Below are 18,228 nucleotides of genomic sequence, written 5' to 3'. Positions count from 1 at the left end.
GCCCCCTTCATGGCTACAAACAACGAAACCACTGCACATAACGATTTCGAGACTATTCAGACGGAGACCCGCGGCCGGGTCGGCATCATTACACTCGATCGTCCCAAAGCATTGAACGCTTTGAACCAGCAGCTTATGCTCGAGATCATTTCCGCAGCGCAAGAGTTTGACGGCGACGACGGTATCGGGTGCATCGTGCTCACCGGCTCAGAGAAAGCCTTCGCGGCAGGCGCTGATATCAAAGAGATGGCGAATAAATCTGCCACTGAAATGTATATGTCGGATTGGTTTTCCGAATGGGAGCAGTTGACGCAGGTGCGCACACCGTTGATCGCGGCCGTGAATGGTTATGCGTTGGGCGGTGGCTGCGAGCTGGCCATGATGTGCGATTTCATCATCGCCGGCGACAAAGCGAAATTCGGCCAGCCAGAAATCAACCTGGGGGTTCTGCCTGGTATGGGTGGTACGCAACGGTTGACCCGTGCCGTCGGCAAGGCAAAGGCAATGGAAATGTGCCTGACTGGCCGCATGATGGACGCAGCAGAAGCCGAGCGTTCTGGTTTGGTTGCCCGCGTTGTCGAGGCCGACAAGCTTGTCGACGAAGCCGTGTCCGTCGCCGAGACCATTGCGAATAAGTCGCTGGTGGCAACAACGATGGTGACAGAAGCCGTTGATGCGGCATACGAAACCACTTTGCGTCAGGGGCTGCTGCAGGAGCGGCGTTTGTTCCATTCTGCTTTCGCTTCGGAAGACCAGAAAGAAGGAATGGATGCCTTCGCCAACAAGCGTGATCCGGAGTTCAAGCACCGCTAGGGCACGGCCTGTGCTGCGCTACATGTAGCTGCATGTAGTCACCGCCCGCCGAATGCCCTGCCGACGTTTAAACTGGTGAGCATGACTAACCAGGAACCACTGACATCTTTCGACAAAATCGCTGACTGGCCAGTTGATAATGTGGCCGCCGCGCTGATTCGGGACGGCGAACTCGCCCACACCCTGGGCGACGACGCGCATGTTTTTGCCGTGGCCTCGGTGACCAAGCCGGTGGCCGCGTATGGCTTTGCGATGGCCGTAGAGGAAGGCGTGTTTGAGTGGGATACGCCGGTTGGACCCGAGGGTTCGACCGTACGGCATTTGCTCGCACATGCCAGTGGTATCGGGAAAGATGCAGAAAACCCGGATCGTGTCCCGGAGGAGCGCCGCATTTATTCCTCGGCGGGGTTCGAGGTGCTGCAGGAAACGCTCGAGGACGAAACCGGCATGGATTTTGCCGAATACCTCAAGTTGGGGCTGTTCGAACCGTTAGGCATGAATAAGACTGTGCTGAAGGGTTCGTCTGGTTACGCGTTGGAAACCACCGCGGCTGACCTGGCCCGATTTGCCCAGGAAGTGCTGGAGCCGACGCTGCTGGATCCGTCGACGGTGCAGGCGATGCTCACACCGCAGTTTGCGGATTTGCGTGGGATTGTTCCGGGTTATGGCATGCAAAAGCCGTGTTTGTGGGGGCTAGGTTTTGAAATTCACGGCGCAAAAAATCCGCACTGGATGGGTGCGGAGTTGCCGGACAATGCCGTCGGGCACTTTGGCATGAATGGTTCTTTCCTCTGGTTGGTGCCAGACGAAAAAATCGCGCTGCTCGCGCTGACCGACAAGGACTTCGGCGAGTGGGCGAAGCCATTGTGGGCAGAGACGAACGACGCGATCTGGAAAGAAAATACAGGTTAAGCCTGGTTAAGCCTGGTTTTGGAAAAACTCCCAGGACAGCAGGTTTGCTGATGGAACAGCCTTGAACCAGGTGTGTCCGTTGTTGACCTGCGGGCTGACGACGGTGGCAAATTCGGTGGCCGCGCGGCAGTTGCTTCCAGAGACGGTGTGCGCACCAACGATCCAGTTATTGGTGTTTCCGCCGGGCGCGCAGCCGTTGCGGGTAGCGAATTCGTCGAAGACCTGGCGGGCGGCCTTGTAGTGTCCGCCGTGGTCGTTGGTGCCGCCATTGATGTTGATGACGTGATCGTCTTTGTGGTGCATGATGAGCGTCGGCACCTGCGCGTCTTCTACACAATTGGATACCGTCGCATCGTAGTATGCGCCTGCAGAACTGGTGACGCCGTCGACAAGATCCGGTGCGTGGCAGGCCAAGCTCAGCGCCGCGCCGCCGCCGTTGGACAGGCCTGTGGCGTAGATGCGGTTGGTGTCCACGTTGTACTGCGCTGCTAGATCAGCAACGAGCGCGCGGGCGAATGCGACGTCATCGTCGATGGTTTGGCTTGCGTATTTTGGCCCAGCCCACGCCGGTTTATTTTTCAGCTTGTCGACGACACCCTGCGGGTAGGCCACGATTGCGTCATTGCCTACGGCTTTGTTGATGTAGGAGTGGCCGCGGAAAGCATCCGCGGTATCCCAGGCGCCGGAATAACCCAGAACCACGGGGTAGGCGCGGTTCGGGTCGTAATTTGCTGGGATATCGACGATGAAATCACGTGGGGTGCCGTTGACGTCGATGGTGCGCGTCGGGGTGGGGGTGCCTGCGATGGCGGAGGATAGTGCGGCCATTGGGTCTGCAGTCGATTGTGCGTGGCTGACAGGTGCCGAGATGGCCAGCAGGCCGCCGAGGGTTCCGGCGGCAACCGCTGCAGTGAGTGCGCGGAAGGATAATTTCATGATTTCGTAGCCTACTGGATGTGTGGGGCGGAAACCAGCCCAAAGCAACGAATATTTTTGTAACGCGCTGGGGTTTCTTGGTGTGAGCTGGCCTTCCACCCATGGTGTAGAAGTGCATTAGTGGGATTACAGTGATGTAACTTTCTGAGCTGCAGGGACGGCGAAACCTTCAAGTGGCGGTTGATAGATCGGGGGGTTAAAGATGTTGTTGAGGGTTGCTAGTGGGGCAGGAGGGATAGTTGAATCATTCCTGGCGCAAGCGAGAGCGAGCACGTTGGGGAAGACGATGCTCGTCTGGCACCGCTTTCTGCCTGTCATGGTTCTGTGATCGTTGTGCGGTCATGTCCGTGGCAGGCGGGCATTGCCCGGGCAACCGTGTCGCGGGCGGTGGGTGCTGTGCACATTCGAAGGGTCGTGAACCTGCAGATGGCATTACTCGCTGCTTTATATCAGCCCGCGCGCCTGCGGGCTGCCCTGACGTCGGCAAGCGCTGAAGAGTTGACCCGTCCAGCCGCAGCGGTGGGTGAAGCGGAAGCCCGGCGGTTTACAGCTTCGGCGCCGAGCAGTACGCTGCAGCCTGGTTATAGCGAGGCGGTTTTGCTTGTCGACGCTATGCCCAGGCATTTTCGCCCTGCCGTCGAACGTGCGATGGCTGTGTGTCTGCGCTCGGAGCCGGTGGATGCGCCGTATGGTGCTGATCCGTTGACCGCTGATTGGTGTACCCGCTGGGTGCGCGATGTGCGGCGGATGCAGCCGGAGGCTTCTGCCCAGGATTCTCGTTGCGATGGGGAAGTCGCGGACGGGAAGATCTCGGCTGGGGAGATAACGGTGGGATGCGCGCAACCAATCTGTGCACCGACTACGGAATTAATTCGGCTGCGCGGGATGGTGGAGCAACTGGCTGCTCGGGGTGGTTTTCGCGCCCGGTTGAGGATCCGCGAAGATTAGCTTTTTCTGCCGGTGCTGCCGTTTGCACCGTTCCCGCCATGCTCGTCGATATGAGAAATGATATTTGTGACCGTAGACCATTCGCGTACGGTATTTTCTTCGAGCCGCACCTTGAATTCGTCTTCGATCTTGACGACGAGTTCGATCATCGACAGTGAATCAATCGCGAGGTCACGCAGCTTGGCGTCGCGGGTGATGTCGTCGGTATCTGCCGCGCTGGCCTCATCGAGCAGGGGAACCAGGCGGGTAAAAGTGTCGAGTTTATCGGCGAGATCCATGCTGCCAGTGTAAGTCATTTTCGTTGCTGAATGGTTTGGAGAGTTCGAAGCAATATACCGGAACTTGGTCACATTTAAGCCGATGCGGTCTTAAAACTGCCATGGGTGCTATATAGTAAAACGATGTTAAACCACTGAGGCATAACTTAAACCTAATAAATTGGAATTTTTGGGAACGATATCGTTACCTCATTATGATGAGATTTCTTTTTAAACTAGTTGATTAAGATTTTCAGCCCTGTGTCCTTTAATGGACGATCCTTGCTGCCAATTCCTGATCTACGGTACAGGTAATTTGACCCGGTGGAAAAAATAGAAACGAAAAAGAGGGTATGGTGAAGAAAATTCGCAGGACTGGTCGGATCGGTGCAGTCGTCGTCTTGACGGCTCTGTTGATTTTGGGTTTGCTACCTGAAGTGGCTCGCTCAGGATTACTGGGTAACCAGTCCCCAAGTGCGGAGGCGCAACCTGTTGCTAGATCTCAAATGCACGTTGTGGGTGTGAAGGATACCGACGACGGCAAAGTGTCGTTGAGTTTATCTGCGACTAGTGCAATGAAAATGACTCGCTTGCAAATCAATTCTTCGACTGTCCTTACTGAAGGCGAGGAACTGACGGTGACAAGTCTAGGGATCGGTGGTGAAGCGTCTCCGCAAGATTGGGTTGTGGCAACAGATACCGGGCTCACTGTTCAGCCCAAATCTGAGGTTGATGTCTTTCCTGGAACGCCGGTTACTATAGAATGGCTGAAAACGCGGGCAGGGACACCCGCGGTTGAAGGGCTCGATGCAATAGCTGAAGGGATTGCTATTGCAAACGATTTGGCCGAATCGCAAATGGGCTTGGATAGCCCGCATCAGGGGGAACTCGACCTTACTGCAGAGAAAGATGCAGACTTACCTGGCCAGTACTTTGCTGAAAGAGCTGTCAATGTAAGCGGAGATTCTTATAAGAGGATCACAAATTCTTCGAAGCATAAGCGTTGTGCGCTTCGAAAGAATGTTTTTTCGGGTAAAACCTGGTGGGATAATTCCGCGTCAACACTTAGCCAAGGAGGGGTTGATAGAGTTGATGTCGAAATTACGGGGGCTAATAATTTAGAAGCTCAGGTAAATCTAAATGATCCGCGCTTAAAGCTCAGGTTTGGCTCTGAGGCAAAATATGGATGGGGTTTTGTGACCTTAGAAAAGGGGGCTGATTACACCGCTGAAATCGTCGGCAACGTTGTCAGATTTAATTTGACTCGCACGCATGTTCGGGCACCGAAGGTGCAAAAATCGTATGATATTGAGGTGGAAATACCTTATACTGGAGGTAGGGGTTCAACTTGCGACGTTCAATTATATAACAAGGAGCTCAGCGAACCGCTGGATCCGGCCGAAGGCAATCCGACATCTGCGGATAATTATTACAACTTGAACTTCCCGAAGGCTGAGAGTAGCTGTCAGTTAACGCAGGATCGGCGTACAAAAGATGCGAAGCTAACGATGAAGGCAAAATGGGGCTGGTGGGAAGAAGAATCGCAGCAAAACAGCTTTGATGTCATTGAGCTAAAAGATAAAGGTGCGCATCTTCCTAGCCGTATCAAGACTTTAAGTCCCGAAATTAGACTTCGTGCTCAACCGGATGCTTCGGGAAAAAACGACTGGCAAACGCTTCGAAAAGGCATCGACTATAGCTTGACATTTAACGGAGAAAGCGCTTATATCGAGCTGAAATCAACGAAGCACAACCATGATCGTAAAAAAGCTTTCAACGTTGAGGTTGAATTGTCGGCTGTCGGCCACAGTTCTGCGTGTGATGTCGCTCTATGGCGTAAAGGGCCGAAATGGTTCAATAAAAATGCGTCAAGTCTTGAGGTTGAAACTTCAGAATCTTCTCGGGAGGAACTTGACTGGTTGCGTCCATCTGTAGCTAATCCGGAATTGCCGCAACGATGTGGTCTGGACATTGCGCTCGTGTTTGATACTTCGAACTCTGTTATGAATCACCCTAAAGGTCCGTCTGCGAGTAAAGAAGCCGGTTTGGGTATCATTGATGCATTGCAGGGGACGGGAAGCCGTATGGCTGTATATAACTTTGCTTCTCCGGCGAACCGGTTTGGTGAAATTTTTGCGGAGAAGCAAGCTCTCGGTAAAGAGGAAAATATCGAAAAGCTCCGGCAAGCGGTGAATGCATTCGATTGGGTGAGTCCAAAAAATCAACCCGAAAAAGGCGGCACCAATTACCAGGCTGGCCTCAGTCAAATTAAGGATGGCGAATTCGACGTCGTCTATTTCATTACGGATGGAATCCCGACTACGAATAATGTTGATTACCCAGGTAAAGGATTAGATAATGGCCAAATGACAAATCAAAGTGATTTGGATTTAGCTATCGAAGAGGCTAATAGAATTAAAACAGCTAATACACGCATTGAAACGGTAATGGTCGGTGTTGATACGATGAATGAACACATTCTGAAAGATGGAATATTCAATTACAAAAGAGTCGGCGGCTTCGATAGCGTCCAGAAATGGCCGCTTCTCCAAGGGTATGGATACCCAGCATTCTATGACCCTGAAGTTCCATCGCCGCTGCCTGGTCACCCGCATAGGAAAGTGCCATCAGACTCAGTGCGTGAAATGCTTGGCTTAGAGGGGAGAAAGATATTCATTGCAGAGTCTCCGAACGCCAATTCAGCCTATTGGGATGTTACAAACCAGCCCGAACTTTGGCGTGCCGGTGTACGTAGTGCACAATCTATTGCCGAAGATATTTCGGGCAAAGGAGCAGTTACCCGAGTTGAGGATTTTTTGGGCCTTAAAGAAAAGTTGAGAAATCTTGTGCTCCGCAATTGTTTTGGATCAATTAATGTAACGAAGCTTGTCCACGATGAAAACAACCAGGCCAGTCGTGGCGTTGGTTGGACGTTTGAGACTGAGGTCGACAATGCAGGGCACAATGCTGGTTCTGTGAGGGATGGCCATCAGCTGAGCGTTTTCACGGATATTACTGATGAACAGGGAAGATTTGGGAGGACCCTGGATCAACAGAATCAGAAAGGACAAACTGTGAAAGTCCGTGAACACCAGCAAGAAGGCTTTAGGCTCCGGAGTCAAGCTAATGGTGATAACGCGAGTTGTGAAGCTAAAGTCTACGATCAAGACAAGGATGAGTGGCTGATGCAGACAATTCGGCCGCGTAATGAAGGGGCAGAAAATATGCCTGGCTTCAGCGTTGATGTACCGTTCCGGGGGATAGTCAACTGCACTATCGAGAATGAACGTATTCAGGATAACCTCAGTCTCTCGATCAAAAAGGTTATTTACGGAGATGAAACCAAGGTTTTGGCTGGCTCGCGATTTTCTCTCTACAAAGTTGAGGGAGATAACAAAGAAGAATTGCAAAAGGTTGATGACCAAAATAGGGTAATTGCAGATCTTGAACGAGGTAAGCGATATGAGCTAGTGGAAACCCACGCCCCGAAAGGTTACCAACTGTTAGCTCGTCCAATCGTGTTTGAAATAGCTTCTGCAGATATTGGGAACCCGGAAATTCAGCTTATAGGTGGTCCTGAACAATACCCAGAAGTTTCCGTGAGCAGAGATGACACTGATGCCAACCATCTAATCATGCAGGTTGCGAACATCTCTAAGCCTGGACTGCCACGGACAGGAGGGCCCGGGCTTTACGGACTGTTGGCGATTGGGGCTGCGCTGTTATTAGCCGGCATCATGCTTGCGCGACGTCTGAAGGCATAAGACAGCTAGAATTTTGAGCTGAGCCTGAAAGTATAGCCCCGTGCGACCGATTCAATGATTGGTGGCACGGGGCTGGTACGTATCGCTTTGTGGAACTGGTGTTATGAATTTTATGAGCCCTGAATACGGCAGTGAGGATGGCCAGACGTCTCAGACGGCTAGAACCGTGTGGTCGGTTAACCTACTGGCTGACGTTGCCGATGCTTATCAGACTATTCCAGTCAACGCTTCCACCAAGTATCATGGCGACGAACTCGGCGAATTTTTACGACGGAGCCGGAGATCGTTCCGGTGAGAATCACGCGCGGGGCATTCGGGTGGGGGTCGGTGTGGTCAACATCGAATGTTGAGGCAATGTTGTTCGTCATACGGTTTTCGAATGCAACCCCCACGGGGGTGATAATCCGTATCGTCGCCATTCTGGCCGTAATGTTGAACTCAGTGACTAGGGAATCCGCACGCGCCTGTCGGAGATCAATATGGAGTGTGCCTGCATTGATAATAAATTCTTGTCGCGCAGGCACACGCCAATCGCCGGTTAACTCGATGGTGCCGAGGGTGGTCTTCAGCGGTGCAGGCGAGGACATCTTGCCAGCACTCGGCCTGACAGGCGGACTAGCAGCTTGATACTGCTGTGCAGCCTGTCCCAGGTAATCCCGTCGGATCGACTGTAAAACATCCATCGAATCGCTGGACCAGACGATCCCCATCAAATAATCGAATTGCTTGATGTTGATGCGGCCAGTGCCCACCGCGCGGGTGAGCTCATTTTGCAGTTGTTGGCGTTGCTGCTCCGACGGACTCGACACCACTAATCACCAATCCCATTCTCTAAGCAATCCGGGCATAATACGTTGCTTTATATTACGGAATTTAGTGGCGTACGACAGGTAGGGATAAGCCCTTGCCGAGGGGCTGGTTTGTTGTGTTGCACACGGCCCCTCTGAACTCAAGCCCTGGGGCTCAACCTCGCGATGGACACAGCACAACCCCGGCCAGAGTGCTCCGCATGGTACGTCGTGCGGAAACCTCCAGCCGGGGTTGGGATGCCGCGTTGGCCAGCAGACAAACCAGCCAGTAGCTAGCCAGCCAGCGAAAACCAAACTAGGCCTTGGTTGGGTCATCCAAGTGGAACTTCTTGGCTGCCTTTTCGGCAACCTCTTCGTCCATGGTGCCTTCCTTAGCCAGGTTTAGCAGCGTAGCGACGACGATGGATTCGGCGTCGATATTGAAGTAGCGGCGTGCGGCCTCGCGGGTATCGGAGAAACCGAAGCCGTCGGCACCCAGGGCGGTGTAGGTGCCTGGTACGTATGGGCGCAGCTTCTTCTGCAGGTCGGTGCCGAAGTCGGAAACACCAACGAATGGGCCGTCAAAGCCTTCCAACTGCTTGGTGACGAATGGCTTTTCTGGGTTGATCTTGCCTTGCTGCAGCGCTTCCTTGTTGCGTGCGGCAGCCTCACGGGCGAGCTCGATCCAGGAGGTCACGGAGAACACGGAGGCCTTGACGTCGAATTCCTCGGCCAGGATCTTCTGTGCGCGCAGTGCTTCTACCATGCCGACACCGGATGCCAGGATATTGGCTGGGATGGAGCCGTCCTCTGCGGTGTTGTAGTGGTAGATGCCGCGGTGCAGGCCTTCGATGTCCAGGTTTTCCGGCTCGGCAGGCTGGTCCATTGGCTCGTTGTAGACGGTGAGGTAGTAGATGACATCCTCTCCGCCCTCTGGGCCGTACATGCGGTCGATGCCGCGGTGCACCAGGTGCGCAATTTCGTAGGCAAAGGCCGGGTCATAGGTCACCACTGCCGGGTTGGTGGCAGCCAGCATTGGCGAGTGGCCGTCCATGTGCTGCAGGCCTTCACCGGTCAGAGTGGTACGCCCTGCGGTGGCGCCAACCAGGAAGCCGCGGGCCATCTGGTCGCCAGCTGCCCAGATGCCGTCGCCGGTGCGCTGGAAACCGAACATCGAGTAGAAGATGTACAGCGGAATCATCGGTTCACCGTGGGTGGCATAGGAAGTACCAGCCGCGGTAAACGATGCCACGGAACCGGCCTCGTTGATGCCTTCGTGCAGCATCTGGCCGTCCTTAGCCTCGGTGTAGGACAGCATCAGGTTGTGGTCGACGGGCACGTAGTTTTGGCCGTGTGGGTTGTAGATCTTCAGCGTCGGGAACCAGGAGTCCATGCCGAAGGTGCGGGCCTCATCCGGGATGATTGGAACGACGCGCTTGCCCAGTTCCTTGTCACGCATGAGTTCTTTGAAGGTACGCACCAGCGCCATGGTGGTAGCGACTTTGTTCTTGCCGGAACCCTTGCGCACGCTGCGCAGCTTGTCCAGTGGCGGAACCTCGATCGGGGAGTAGTTCACACGACGCTCTGGCAGGTAGCCGCCGAGTTCTTTACGACGCTCCAGCATGTACTTAATCTCGTCGGCGTCTTTGCCTGGGTGATAGTACGGCGGAACGGCTGGGTCCTTCTCCAGCTCTTCGTCGGTGAACGGGATGCCCTGTTTGTCGCGGAACTGCTTGAGGTCATCCAAGCCGATCTTCTTCATCTGGTGCGTGGCGTTACGGCCCTCGAAGTTGTGGCCCAAGCCGTAGCCCTTGATGGTCAACGCCAAGATGGCGGTTGGGCGGCCGTCCTTCTTTTCGGTGGCGCGCTTGTAGGCGGCGTAGATCTTGCGGTAATCGTGGCCGCCGCGGCGCAGTGCCCAGATTTCCTCGTCGGTCATGTCTTCGACCAGCTTGGCGGTGCGCTCGTCGCGGCCGAAGAAGTGCTCGCGCACGTAGGCGCCGTCGTTGGCCTTAAAGGTCTGGTAGTCGCCGTCGGCGGTGGTGTTCATGATGTTCACCAGAGCGCCGTCTTTGTCAGCGGCCAGCAGCTTGTCCCATTCGCGGCCCCAGACAATCTTGATCACGTCCCAGCCGGAGCCCAGGAAGAATGATTCGAGTTCCTGGATGATCTGCGAGTTACCACGCACTGGGCCGTCGAGGCGCTGCAGGTTGCAGTTGACGATGAATGTGAGGTTGTCCAGGCCGTTCAGGGCTGCGAAGTGCACCAGGCCGCGGGATTCGGCCTCGTCCATCTCGCCGTCGCCCAGGAAGGCCCAGACGTGCTGGTCGGAGGTGTCTTTGATGCCGCGGTTTTCCAGGTACTTGTTAAAACGTGCCTGGTAGATGGCGTTCATTGGGCCTAGACCCATGGACACGGTGGGGAATTCCCAGAACCAGTCCATGCCCTTCGGGTGTGGGTAGGAAGGCAGGCCGTTGTTGGGGCCGCGGGAGACTTCTTGGCGGAAGCCGTCGAGGTCTTCTTCGTCCAAGCGGCCTTCCAGGTAGGCGCGGGCGTACATACCGGGGGAGGCGTGGCCTTGGAAGAAAACCTGGTCGCCGCCGGATGGGTGGTCCTTGCCCTTGAAGAAGTGGTTGTAGCCAACCTCATAGAGTGGGGCGGCGCCGGCGTAGGTGGAGATGTGGCCGCCTACTTCGATGCCTTCACGCTGTGCACGGTGCACCATCACCGCGGCGTTCCAGCGCATCCAGCGACGGTAGCGCTTCTCAATCTCCTCATCACCCGGGAATTCTGGTTCCTGGTTCGTGGGGATGGTGTTGACGAAGTCCGTCGACGTCAATGACGGCAGTGGCACGCGCTTGGCCGAGGCGCGCTCCAGCAGACGCAGCATGAGGTAACGCGCTCGGTCAGAGGAGGCGTTTTCCAGCAGCCCGTCGAGGGAGTCCATCCATTCCCGGGTTTCCTCCGGGTCTTGGTCATTGAGGTAGGAGGCGACGCCGTCCCGAATCAGCGGGTGGTTGGATTCGTCGCTGCCGAAGTCCTGCGCGGGGTTTTTGCTGTTCGCAGAATTATCAGAGTGATCCGCCATGTTGTTCTCCTTGCACAGATATATTGCACCATCAGGGCGCGCTTATGCCGCATAGCCTGGGGTTCAGGCCGTGTTTCACCGGTGGGCAACCGATGTCGCGGCAGCGCGCGGTGTGTGGGTTCTATGCTACCCGCGCCCACCAATAGTTGAACAACGCTAAGTAATTAAATCGGAATAACCCCGCATATCTCACATTTTCGACGCTAATCGTTGTAGGGTGTGGCTTGAAGCTGTAATCAAGCTGTAATCAAGAAAAAATCAGGAAGGATTAACACAGTGGTAGACACTCCGGGTGGTGAGGAGCGCACCCAGGATCTTGCACAGCGCCTTGGTATCGAAAAAGGCATGGTGGTGCAAGAAGTTGGTTGGGACGAAGATTGCGATAGCAGCATTTCCGAAGCCATTGAGGACGTGATTGGCGAGGAGCTGTTGGATGCAGATACCGATGAGCTTTGCGACGTCGTCTTGTTGTGGTGGCGGGAGGAAGACGGGGACCTTGTCGACGGTTTGGTGGACTCGATTACTCCGCTTGCCGACGGCGGCTGCATCTGGTTGCTTACCCCTGGCGCGCAGAAGCCGGGCACTGTGGAACCTGGTGTGATCTCTGAATCTGCTCAGCTGGCCGGAATGGTGCAGACGAAGGCTGATCGCTTTGGTGATTGGCAGGCTTCGTGCTTGGTGGGTCGCGGCTATACCAAGTCCAAAGGCGCTTCTGTATAACGTTCTATAACCCCATAAAATGATGCATAACCTGGAGATTTGTCAAAGTTTATGATGATCATGTTATGGTATACCAGTACCTCGCACAGAGGGATGCGGCTTTAGCTCAGCTGGAAGAGCAACTGGTTTACACCCAGTAGGTCGGGGGTTCGATCCCCTCAGGCCGCACAGTTGTGAAGTCTCGAGACATCGTTCCTATTTCGGTGTCTCGAGATTTTCTTCGTTTTGGGGGTTCGTTTTCTAGATTTCACCGAGTTGGTTGCGGTGGTATTTTTTGGTTTTGTCTAAGTGGTATCGGCCCCAGATTTCGCCTGTGTGGGGGTTAATGGCGGTGATGTCGTTGTTGATGCAGATGAGCATGATTTCTTTGGTGCGGTGTTTTCTTCCGACGTAGAGTTTGCGCATGTTGCCGGCCCAGCGAAGGGTTACTTTTCCGTCGTTGTCGACTTTGTCTCGCCGTAGGCGGTTGTCGGTGCCAATGGGGATGTCGAGTGGTTGGGCTTTGGGTAGTCGGTTGTAGGCCTGTGCTGGTGTTTGTCTGTTGAGTGCTCGGTGGGGTCGGTGGTTGTTGTAGTAGTCGATGATGTCATCGAGTTGTTGGTTTAGCTCGCCGATGTTGTGGGCGAATGGCCTTGCGTGCAGGGCTTTTTGGAGTGTTTGGTGGAAGCGCTCGACTTTTCCTTGGGTTTGGGGATGGTATGGAGTTCCATTCTTTTGTTGGATGCCCATTTGGAGGAGTAGCTGTTCGAAGCCGTTGCGAGTGTCGGCTTTTTTGTAGAGCTTTGTGGTGAACACGCTGCTGTTGTCGGTGAGGGTGGATTTGGGGAATCCATGTTTGTTACCTGCGGATATGAAGGTGTCGATGACGTTGGTGCCGGTTTCGTGTTCGAAGGCTTTGCAAGCGATGACAAAGCGTGAGTGGTCGTCGATGATGGTCAGGATGGCTACGCGTTGGTTGTTGTTGAGGTAGCAGTGGCTGTAGTCGAGTTGCCAGGTTTCGTTTGGTTGGTCTGCTTCGAATCGTTTCCAGGAACTGCGTGGCCTTTTGTGAGGTTGTTCGATGACGTAGCCGTGGCGTTTGAGTATGCGGTGGATAGTCGATGCTGCTGGTAGTGGGGTTATTTTTTGTTGTTGAAGATGCCATCGGATGGTGTGGGCGCCGTTGTCTTGGCCGGTGTTTTCAAGGTGTTGTCGGATTTCGAGGATGGTTTTGACTGTGCTCTCTGGTACCTGTCTGGGGTTGGAGTGCGGGTGCCGGGAGCGTGGTTGTAGTGCTTGGTAGCCACCTTCTCGATAGCGGTGGAGTAGTTCGCGGATCCAGCGGGTGCTGACGTTAAAGAGTGCGGCGGCATCTTTATGACTCATGCCGGTCGCGAGGATGGTTTCGACGATGACTTTGTTGGAAGTGTGTTTCTTGCCCATGTTCTATTTTGGGCGGAAGTATGTCTCGCTACATCCTAAGGTGGTGCGTGTGTCCTCATTGTCCCTGTTGGGGTGGTTGTGTGGGAACAGCGGAACGATGTTGTGGCACATCAGAGCCTTGAGGGGCGGAAGGATGTCGTGAGACAGAGCGGAACGATGTCATGGAATCAGACACCTCAGGCCGCACAGCACAAAGACCGGAAACCGAAAGGTTTTCGGTCTTTTGCGTTCATTCACCCCTGAGCTGTGATCTTCGTTAATATTTTTGGTCTATGAAGCTAAAAACCTTAATATTAGCTACGCGTGGTCACGATTTGTGGTCATTAGCTGAAATAAATTCATATGACACTGCTGAGAAGGCGGGGAAGAGCCTGTTTCCGTTGATGGGGAGATTGTGGTCCTTTCGACTCCTTAGCGTCAGTGTTCTTGTTTGGAGGTACTTGCATGGCAAAAGCTATTTCTAAGCCACTGGCACTCGCGGTTGCAGTTGGCCTGACTCTCGGCGGAGCATTCGGAGTAGGAGCGCCTGCTTTTGCTCAGGTGAATGATGCTGTCGAAGCTAACGACCCAGCAGAAGCAACCCAAAAGGTCCCTGGTGCGAGCACGATCCCCGCTGGGGATAACTCAAATTGACTATCCATAAGCGTTTGAACCCTACGTTGCGTGGCACCGCGGATGGCACCGAAGATGAGAATGTTACCGGTAAGCCATTGCCAGGTGCTGAATTTGAGATCCAGAAATTGGAAGGCGATATTCGTCATCAGGCTGGTTTTAACCACCTTGCGAGAATTGCAACCGAATTCAATCGTACCGGAGGGGCATCGCCTGAACTGCAGTACGATGTAAACTTCAATGCCCGCACTGGAACGACTGGTGCGAACGGAGATTACACTTTCGATAACCTGCCTGCAGGTGCTTACCTTGTTACCGAAACTAAGGCTCCTCAGTCGGCAAATCCAACGGAAAGCTTCGTTAAGAGCAAGCCTTACATCATCATGGTCCCTATGACTAACGAAGACGGTGATGGTTGGTTGCAGGAAGTTCACACCTACCCGAAGAACACCGCGGCCCGTGTGAGCAAGGAAGTAAAGGATGCGAACAAGCATGCTGAAGATGACTTGCGCGATCCTGAAACCAAGGAAGTAGAGTATACTCTTAACGCAACAGTACCGGCTGCTCCTTCTAATGATGCACGTTTGACTGAGTTTAGGATTCGTGACTCCTTCAATAATGCTGAACTCCGTCTTGGTGAAGCTTTCCAGCCGTTCGTTGAGCGCATTCCGGGCGGTACCGGCACTCCTGAACCTATCGGTAATGAGTTTTATCACATTGAAGGACCTGCTGAGGTCTTGCCTGAAAATAAGGAAGGTCTGCCTGCCGACGCCAATTCTTCGTTTGCGGTTGTTTTCGAAGATGCGGCTCGAGCTGGGCTTGAAGCTGGCGATGAGATCCGTGTAACTTTCAAAGCCACGCTCCTGAAGGCGCCGGATCAGGAGATTGAAAACGCGGTAAATGAATCCGGTATCTTCCGCGGGCCAGGCGTTGATCAGCGTTTTGAGACTCCAAACGATAAGGTCGTCAGCTACATTGGTAACATTCGTGTCATCAAGGTTGATGCAGATCGTAACGAAAAGCGCCTAGAAGGCGCGAACTTCGAGCTTTACCGTTGCGAAGCTGAGAACGATATCATCCAAACCGGATCTACTGATCAGAACGGTGAGCTGACTTTCGAAGGAATCCACGTCAGCGACTGGGTGGATGGTAAAGCGCCGGCACAAAGCATCGAATACTGTCTGCGCGAGACTGAAGCGCCAGAAGGATACCTGGCGACCAAGGACGAACCATACAAGTTCTTCTTGAACTTGAATTCGAAGGAATTCGTCGAAGGTTCGAACAATGAGCAGACGATTCGCCGCGTTTCGATGGAGATCGAAAACGTCTCAGAGTCTGAGCGTCCGATCCTGCCGTCGACTGGTGGTATGGGTATCTTGCTAGTAGCTCTGCTCGGCCTTGGAATCATCGCCGGTGGTGTCTACGCCGCCCGTCGTAACTCCGCAAAGGCTTAATGTCGTTAGAGCCTGGACGGAATCCTTCCCGTGAAGTACGGTATTAAGTCTGCACTTCATAAGAAAGGACCATGGCCCGGTGTTTCACCCACCGGGCCTTCGGTGAATTTATAAAAACTATTAACTTAAAAACTTCATTAAAGTTACAGTAAAAGAAAGATCGGGGTTCGCCGCAATGACCCTTGCTACGCGTCAGTCGACGAGACAACCAAAGCCCGAACAAACGTCTGTGTTCCGACGTGTCGTTGTGCCAGCTTTGATCATTTTGGTGGGAATCTCGATTCTCCTGTACCCAGTTGTATCGACCCAGTGGAACAACTACATTCAGCGCAAAGTAGTTGAGGAATACAGTTCGCAGATCCAAGATGTGCCGGAAGAAGAACTGAATGCTGCCCTCGACGCAGCGCGGGAGTATAATGCCAACTCTATTGGTGGCCCAATCCTGGACCCTTGGCTTTCTCGGGTGTCCGAGGACAACCTGGACTACCAACAGTACATGGAGCAATTATCTGGGCTACCAGCAATGTCACAGGTCTCGATCCCGTCAATTGAATCCTCTTTGCCGGTCTATCACGGCACGACGGAAGAAGTGTTGCAAAAAGGTTTAGGTCATCTTTACGGAACCTCATTGCCCGTTGGTGGGGAAGGCACACACTCGGTTATTACGGGGCACACCGGCCTGACCACGTCAACGATGTGGGATAACCTTATTGATATGAAAGAAGGCGACGCGGTTTACGTCAACACCTTCGGCCAGAAGATGAAGTATCAGGTGACTTCTACAGAGGTAGTCCTGCCACACGAGACAGAAAGCTTAGCGCAGCAACCGGATAAAGATCTCATTACTCTGATCACCTGTACGCCGTATGGCGTCAATTCCCACCGTTTGCTTGTCCATGCTGAGCGAGTACCACTGGATCCCGAAGACGAAGCCGCGTTTGACCAAAAGAACGGTATTTTACAGTGGTGGATGTGGGCATTGTTGATCGTTGCTGCCTTGGCTATCGCGTTTTTGATTCATTGGATCCGCAAAGAACGTCGTAAAGCAGCTGCGGCTAACGGTAATCATGCTGTTGCCGACGATGCGGAAGACGCGGTGCTAACCAGTGCCGCGCGCAAGAGCTTGAACGCCACCGAAACCCCTAAGGGCGGAAGGCATCGTCGTGACAATTAATCTTCGCAAAATCACTGTGGCCGTAGCAGTTGCTGCGTCACTTGGGCTGTCCGCACCGTTTGCGGATGCTGACCAGCGGGTAATCAGCGGCAATGATAAGAACTTGTCGGCAGACTCGATGGATGCTGCTCGTTCCCAAACGCTGAACATTAAGAAGCTGCCGCGGAATCCCCATGATGATCCGATTCCAGGTGCGAAGCCGTTTGGTGGGGTAGAGGGGTTGACCTTCCGCTTGTCAAAGGTCAATGGAGTAGATGCGACAACCGAGCTTGGCCGTGAAGCCGCGAAGAAATATACGGTGCAACGCGCACGACACGAGGGGTTTAGTGAAAGCCGCGAAGAGGCGACGGATGCAATGGGCGTAGCGGTGTTTAACGACCTTGGCCCTGGTTTGTACCTCATTGAGGAATTCGCTCCCGATGATGAACATGATTGGCGCCTGTCTAGGCCACAGCTTGTGATATTGCCTCTCGGTGATGTCGTGGGCGAAAACTACAGCTATGACAACGTCTTGGTGACAAAACCGGATCCAGGCACCCCGCCAACAACTCCGCCGGGTACCCCGCCGGAGGAGCCAGGAACACCACCAGAAACACCAGAAAAGCCAGGCGATCCGGGTACTCCTCCGAGTACGCCTGGAGATCCCGGCGACCCAGACGGACCAAACACCCCCGATACGAATGAGGAACGGCCTGATGGCGGAGATACCGAACGCCCGCGTGATGGAGCGCTGGCAGTTACCGGTGTAAATGTTCTTTGGGCGTTTGCTGTGGGTATTGCCATGATTGTGCTCGGTTTTATCCTGATGCGGCGTAAAAGCATTGAGAATAGAAGCCGTACGTAGAGGTCTAGGAAGAAAACGACGTGGATAACAAATTGCTTCTGTAACGAAGCTAAGATTGCCATTGTATTGGTCGCAGTCGTTGCGTATTCGTGTATCGAATATTAGACATGCGGAAGATCCTTCAAGTTTTCGTCCGCATCCTCATGTGTCCACTCTCCGGGGGCAGCTCCCTCCTCTTGTGAAGGGTAGCCTATGTACAAATCATCGGACGCCTCCCAGGCCCCTTAAATCCAGCGACTTCGCCGGGGTCCGCATTCACTTTGTTTCTGTTAAAGCTAAAAATTAGCTGTTAAGATAATCGGCGTGGAGACCCCGGAACCACCAGTGATAGGCGGATAAGAGAATATGGGCCAGCACTTAGCTGTTAAACCTGGCAACACGACAATGCGCCACGTTGTAACGTCTATGGTCGGAGCGCTTGCCATCTTAAGTCTGTTAGCCTTTGTGTTTTCTGGGACTGCCTTCGCAGACGAACCGTCGCATGACCTCACCGAGG

The 18,228-nt window shown here is 53.8% G+C and carries 14 protein-coding genes and 1 tRNA gene; 10 read left to right on the top strand and 5 right to left on the bottom strand.

The annotated features are described in order from the left end of the window. The first annotated feature begins 9 nt into the window (after nucleotides 1-9). On the top strand, nucleotides 10-813 hold the full coding sequence (locus tag ACP8MI_RS07850) for an enoyl-CoA hydratase (RefSeq protein WP_337891757.1): 804 nt from the start codon (nucleotides 10-12) through the stop codon (nucleotides 811-813). Between the two features lie 81 nt (nucleotides 814-894). After that, on the top strand, nucleotides 895-1,725 hold the full coding sequence (locus ACP8MI_RS07845; RefSeq protein ID WP_490290656.1) for a serine hydrolase domain-containing protein: 831 nt from the start codon (nucleotides 895-897) through the stop codon (nucleotides 1,723-1,725). A gap of 6 nt (nucleotides 1,726-1,731) precedes the next feature. Here the strand turns inward: ACP8MI_RS07845 and ACP8MI_RS07840 are convergent, their stop codons facing one another. Next, nucleotides 1,732-2,661, bottom strand: a complete 930-nt coding sequence (locus ACP8MI_RS07840) for a CE1 family esterase (RefSeq protein WP_490290655.1) — start codon at nucleotides 2,659-2,661, stop codon at nucleotides 1,732-1,734. Between the two features lie 396 nt (nucleotides 2,662-3,057). Between ACP8MI_RS07840 and ACP8MI_RS07835 the strand changes: the two genes are divergently transcribed. Next, complete coding sequence (locus ACP8MI_RS07835) at nucleotides 3,058-3,609, top strand: hypothetical protein (protein WP_490290654.1); 552 nt, start codon at nucleotides 3,058-3,060, stop codon at nucleotides 3,607-3,609. Here the strand turns inward: ACP8MI_RS07835 and ACP8MI_RS07830 are convergent. Beyond that, a complete protein-coding gene (locus ACP8MI_RS07830) occupies nucleotides 3,606-3,887 on the bottom strand; it encodes an acyl carrier protein (RefSeq protein ID WP_284589614.1) in 282 nt (93 codons plus the stop codon). The genes ACP8MI_RS07835 and ACP8MI_RS07830 overlap by 4 nt on opposite strands. Before the next feature lie 332 nt (nucleotides 3,888-4,219). On the opposite strand from ACP8MI_RS07830, the gene ACP8MI_RS07825 reads away from it, so the two are divergent. Next, nucleotides 4,220-7,630, top strand: coding sequence for a VWA domain-containing protein (locus ACP8MI_RS07825; RefSeq protein ID WP_490290653.1), 3,411 nt, complete (start codon nucleotides 4,220-4,222; stop codon nucleotides 7,628-7,630). A gap of 221 nt (nucleotides 7,631-7,851) precedes the next feature. Here ACP8MI_RS07825 and ACP8MI_RS07820 read toward each other — a convergent pair whose 3' ends face one another. After that, entirely contained in the window at nucleotides 7,852-8,439 is a 588-nt protein-coding gene (locus ACP8MI_RS07820) for a hypothetical protein (protein ID WP_284589618.1), read from the bottom strand. A gap of 295 nt (nucleotides 8,440-8,734) precedes the next feature. Then, nucleotides 8,735-11,506 carry a pyruvate dehydrogenase (acetyl-transferring), homodimeric type gene (aceE, locus tag ACP8MI_RS07815; protein WP_284589619.1) on the bottom strand — a complete coding sequence of 924 codons (2,772 nt, stop codon included), beginning with the start codon at nucleotides 11,504-11,506 and terminating at the stop codon, nucleotides 8,735-8,737. 276 nt (nucleotides 11,507-11,782) lie between these two features. Between aceE and ACP8MI_RS07810 the strand changes: the two genes are divergently transcribed. Together ACP8MI_RS07810 and ACP8MI_RS07805 are read left to right on the top strand one after the other, a co-directional pair. Next, a complete protein-coding gene (locus ACP8MI_RS07810) occupies nucleotides 11,783-12,226 on the top strand; it encodes a DUF3052 domain-containing protein (protein ID WP_049148990.1) in 444 nt (147 codons plus the stop codon). A 95-nt stretch (nucleotides 12,227-12,321) separates the two neighbouring features. Further along, nucleotides 12,322-12,394: transfer RNA gene (locus ACP8MI_RS07805), tRNA-Val, on the top strand. Nucleotides 12,395-12,466: 72 nt separating this feature from the next. Here the strand turns inward: ACP8MI_RS07805 and ACP8MI_RS07800 are convergent. Then, complete coding sequence (locus ACP8MI_RS07800) at nucleotides 12,467-13,648, bottom strand: IS481 family transposase (protein WP_490290652.1); 1,182 nt, start codon at nucleotides 13,646-13,648, stop codon at nucleotides 12,467-12,469. A 444-nt stretch (nucleotides 13,649-14,092) separates the two neighbouring features. On the opposite strand from ACP8MI_RS07800, the gene ACP8MI_RS07795 reads away from it, so the two are divergent. The 4 genes from ACP8MI_RS07795 to ACP8MI_RS07780 all read left to right on the top strand — a co-directional run bounded on the left by ACP8MI_RS07795 (nucleotide 14,093) and on the right by ACP8MI_RS07780 (nucleotide 17,732). Continuing rightward, nucleotides 14,093-14,281, top strand: coding sequence for a hypothetical protein (locus ACP8MI_RS07795; protein ID WP_490290651.1), 189 nt, complete (start codon nucleotides 14,093-14,095; stop codon nucleotides 14,279-14,281). Beyond that, entirely contained in the window at nucleotides 14,278-15,714 is a 1,437-nt protein-coding gene (locus ACP8MI_RS07790; protein WP_490290650.1) for a SpaH/EbpB family LPXTG-anchored major pilin, read from the top strand. Before ACP8MI_RS07795 ends, ACP8MI_RS07790 begins: the two co-directional genes overlap by 4 nt. A gap of 175 nt (nucleotides 15,715-15,889) precedes the next feature. Further along, the gene (locus ACP8MI_RS07785; RefSeq protein ID WP_490290649.1) at nucleotides 15,890-16,888 is read left to right on the top strand and encodes a class C sortase; all 999 of its coding nucleotides are present in this window, start codon (nucleotides 15,890-15,892) and stop codon (nucleotides 16,886-16,888) included. Continuing rightward, nucleotides 16,878-17,732, top strand: a complete 855-nt coding sequence (locus tag ACP8MI_RS07780; protein WP_490290648.1) for a pilin N-terminal domain-containing protein — start codon at nucleotides 16,878-16,880, stop codon at nucleotides 17,730-17,732. Before ACP8MI_RS07785 ends, ACP8MI_RS07780 begins: the two co-directional genes overlap by 11 nt. Nucleotides 17,733-18,228 lie beyond the last annotated feature (496 nt).

It is taken from the genome of Corynebacterium sp. LaCa_70, assembly GCF_058182015.1.
Note: the sequence above shows the minus strand (reverse complement) of the source record. Positions and strands in the feature narration are given on the sequence as shown.

Coding starts and splice junctions, on each gene's coding strand:
- ACP8MI_RS07850 (WP_337891757.1), top strand. CDS start 10: ATGGCTACAAACAACGAAACCACTGCACATAACGATTTCGAGACTATT.
- ACP8MI_RS07845 (WP_490290656.1), top strand. CDS start 895: ATGACTAACCAGGAACCACTGACATCTTTCGACAAAATCGCTGACTGG.
- ACP8MI_RS07840 (WP_490290655.1), bottom strand. CDS start 2,661: ATGAAATTATCCTTCCGCGCACTCACTGCAGCGGTTGCCGCCGGAACC.
- ACP8MI_RS07830 (WP_284589614.1), bottom strand. CDS start 3,887: ATGGATCTCGCCGATAAACTCGACACTTTTACCCGCCTGGTTCCCCTG.
- ACP8MI_RS07825 (WP_490290653.1), top strand. CDS start 4,220: ATGGTGAAGAAAATTCGCAGGACTGGTCGGATCGGTGCAGTCGTCGTC.
- aceE (WP_284589619.1), bottom strand. CDS start 11,506: ATGGCGGATCACTCTGATAATTCTGCGAACAGCAAAAACCCCGCGCAG.
- ACP8MI_RS07800 (WP_490290652.1), bottom strand. CDS start 13,648: ATGGGCAAGAAACACACTTCCAACAAAGTCATCGTCGAAACCATCCTC.
- ACP8MI_RS07795 (WP_490290651.1), top strand. CDS start 14,093: ATGGCAAAAGCTATTTCTAAGCCACTGGCACTCGCGGTTGCAGTTGGC.
- ACP8MI_RS07785 (WP_490290649.1), top strand. CDS start 15,890: ATGACCCTTGCTACGCGTCAGTCGACGAGACAACCAAAGCCCGAACAA.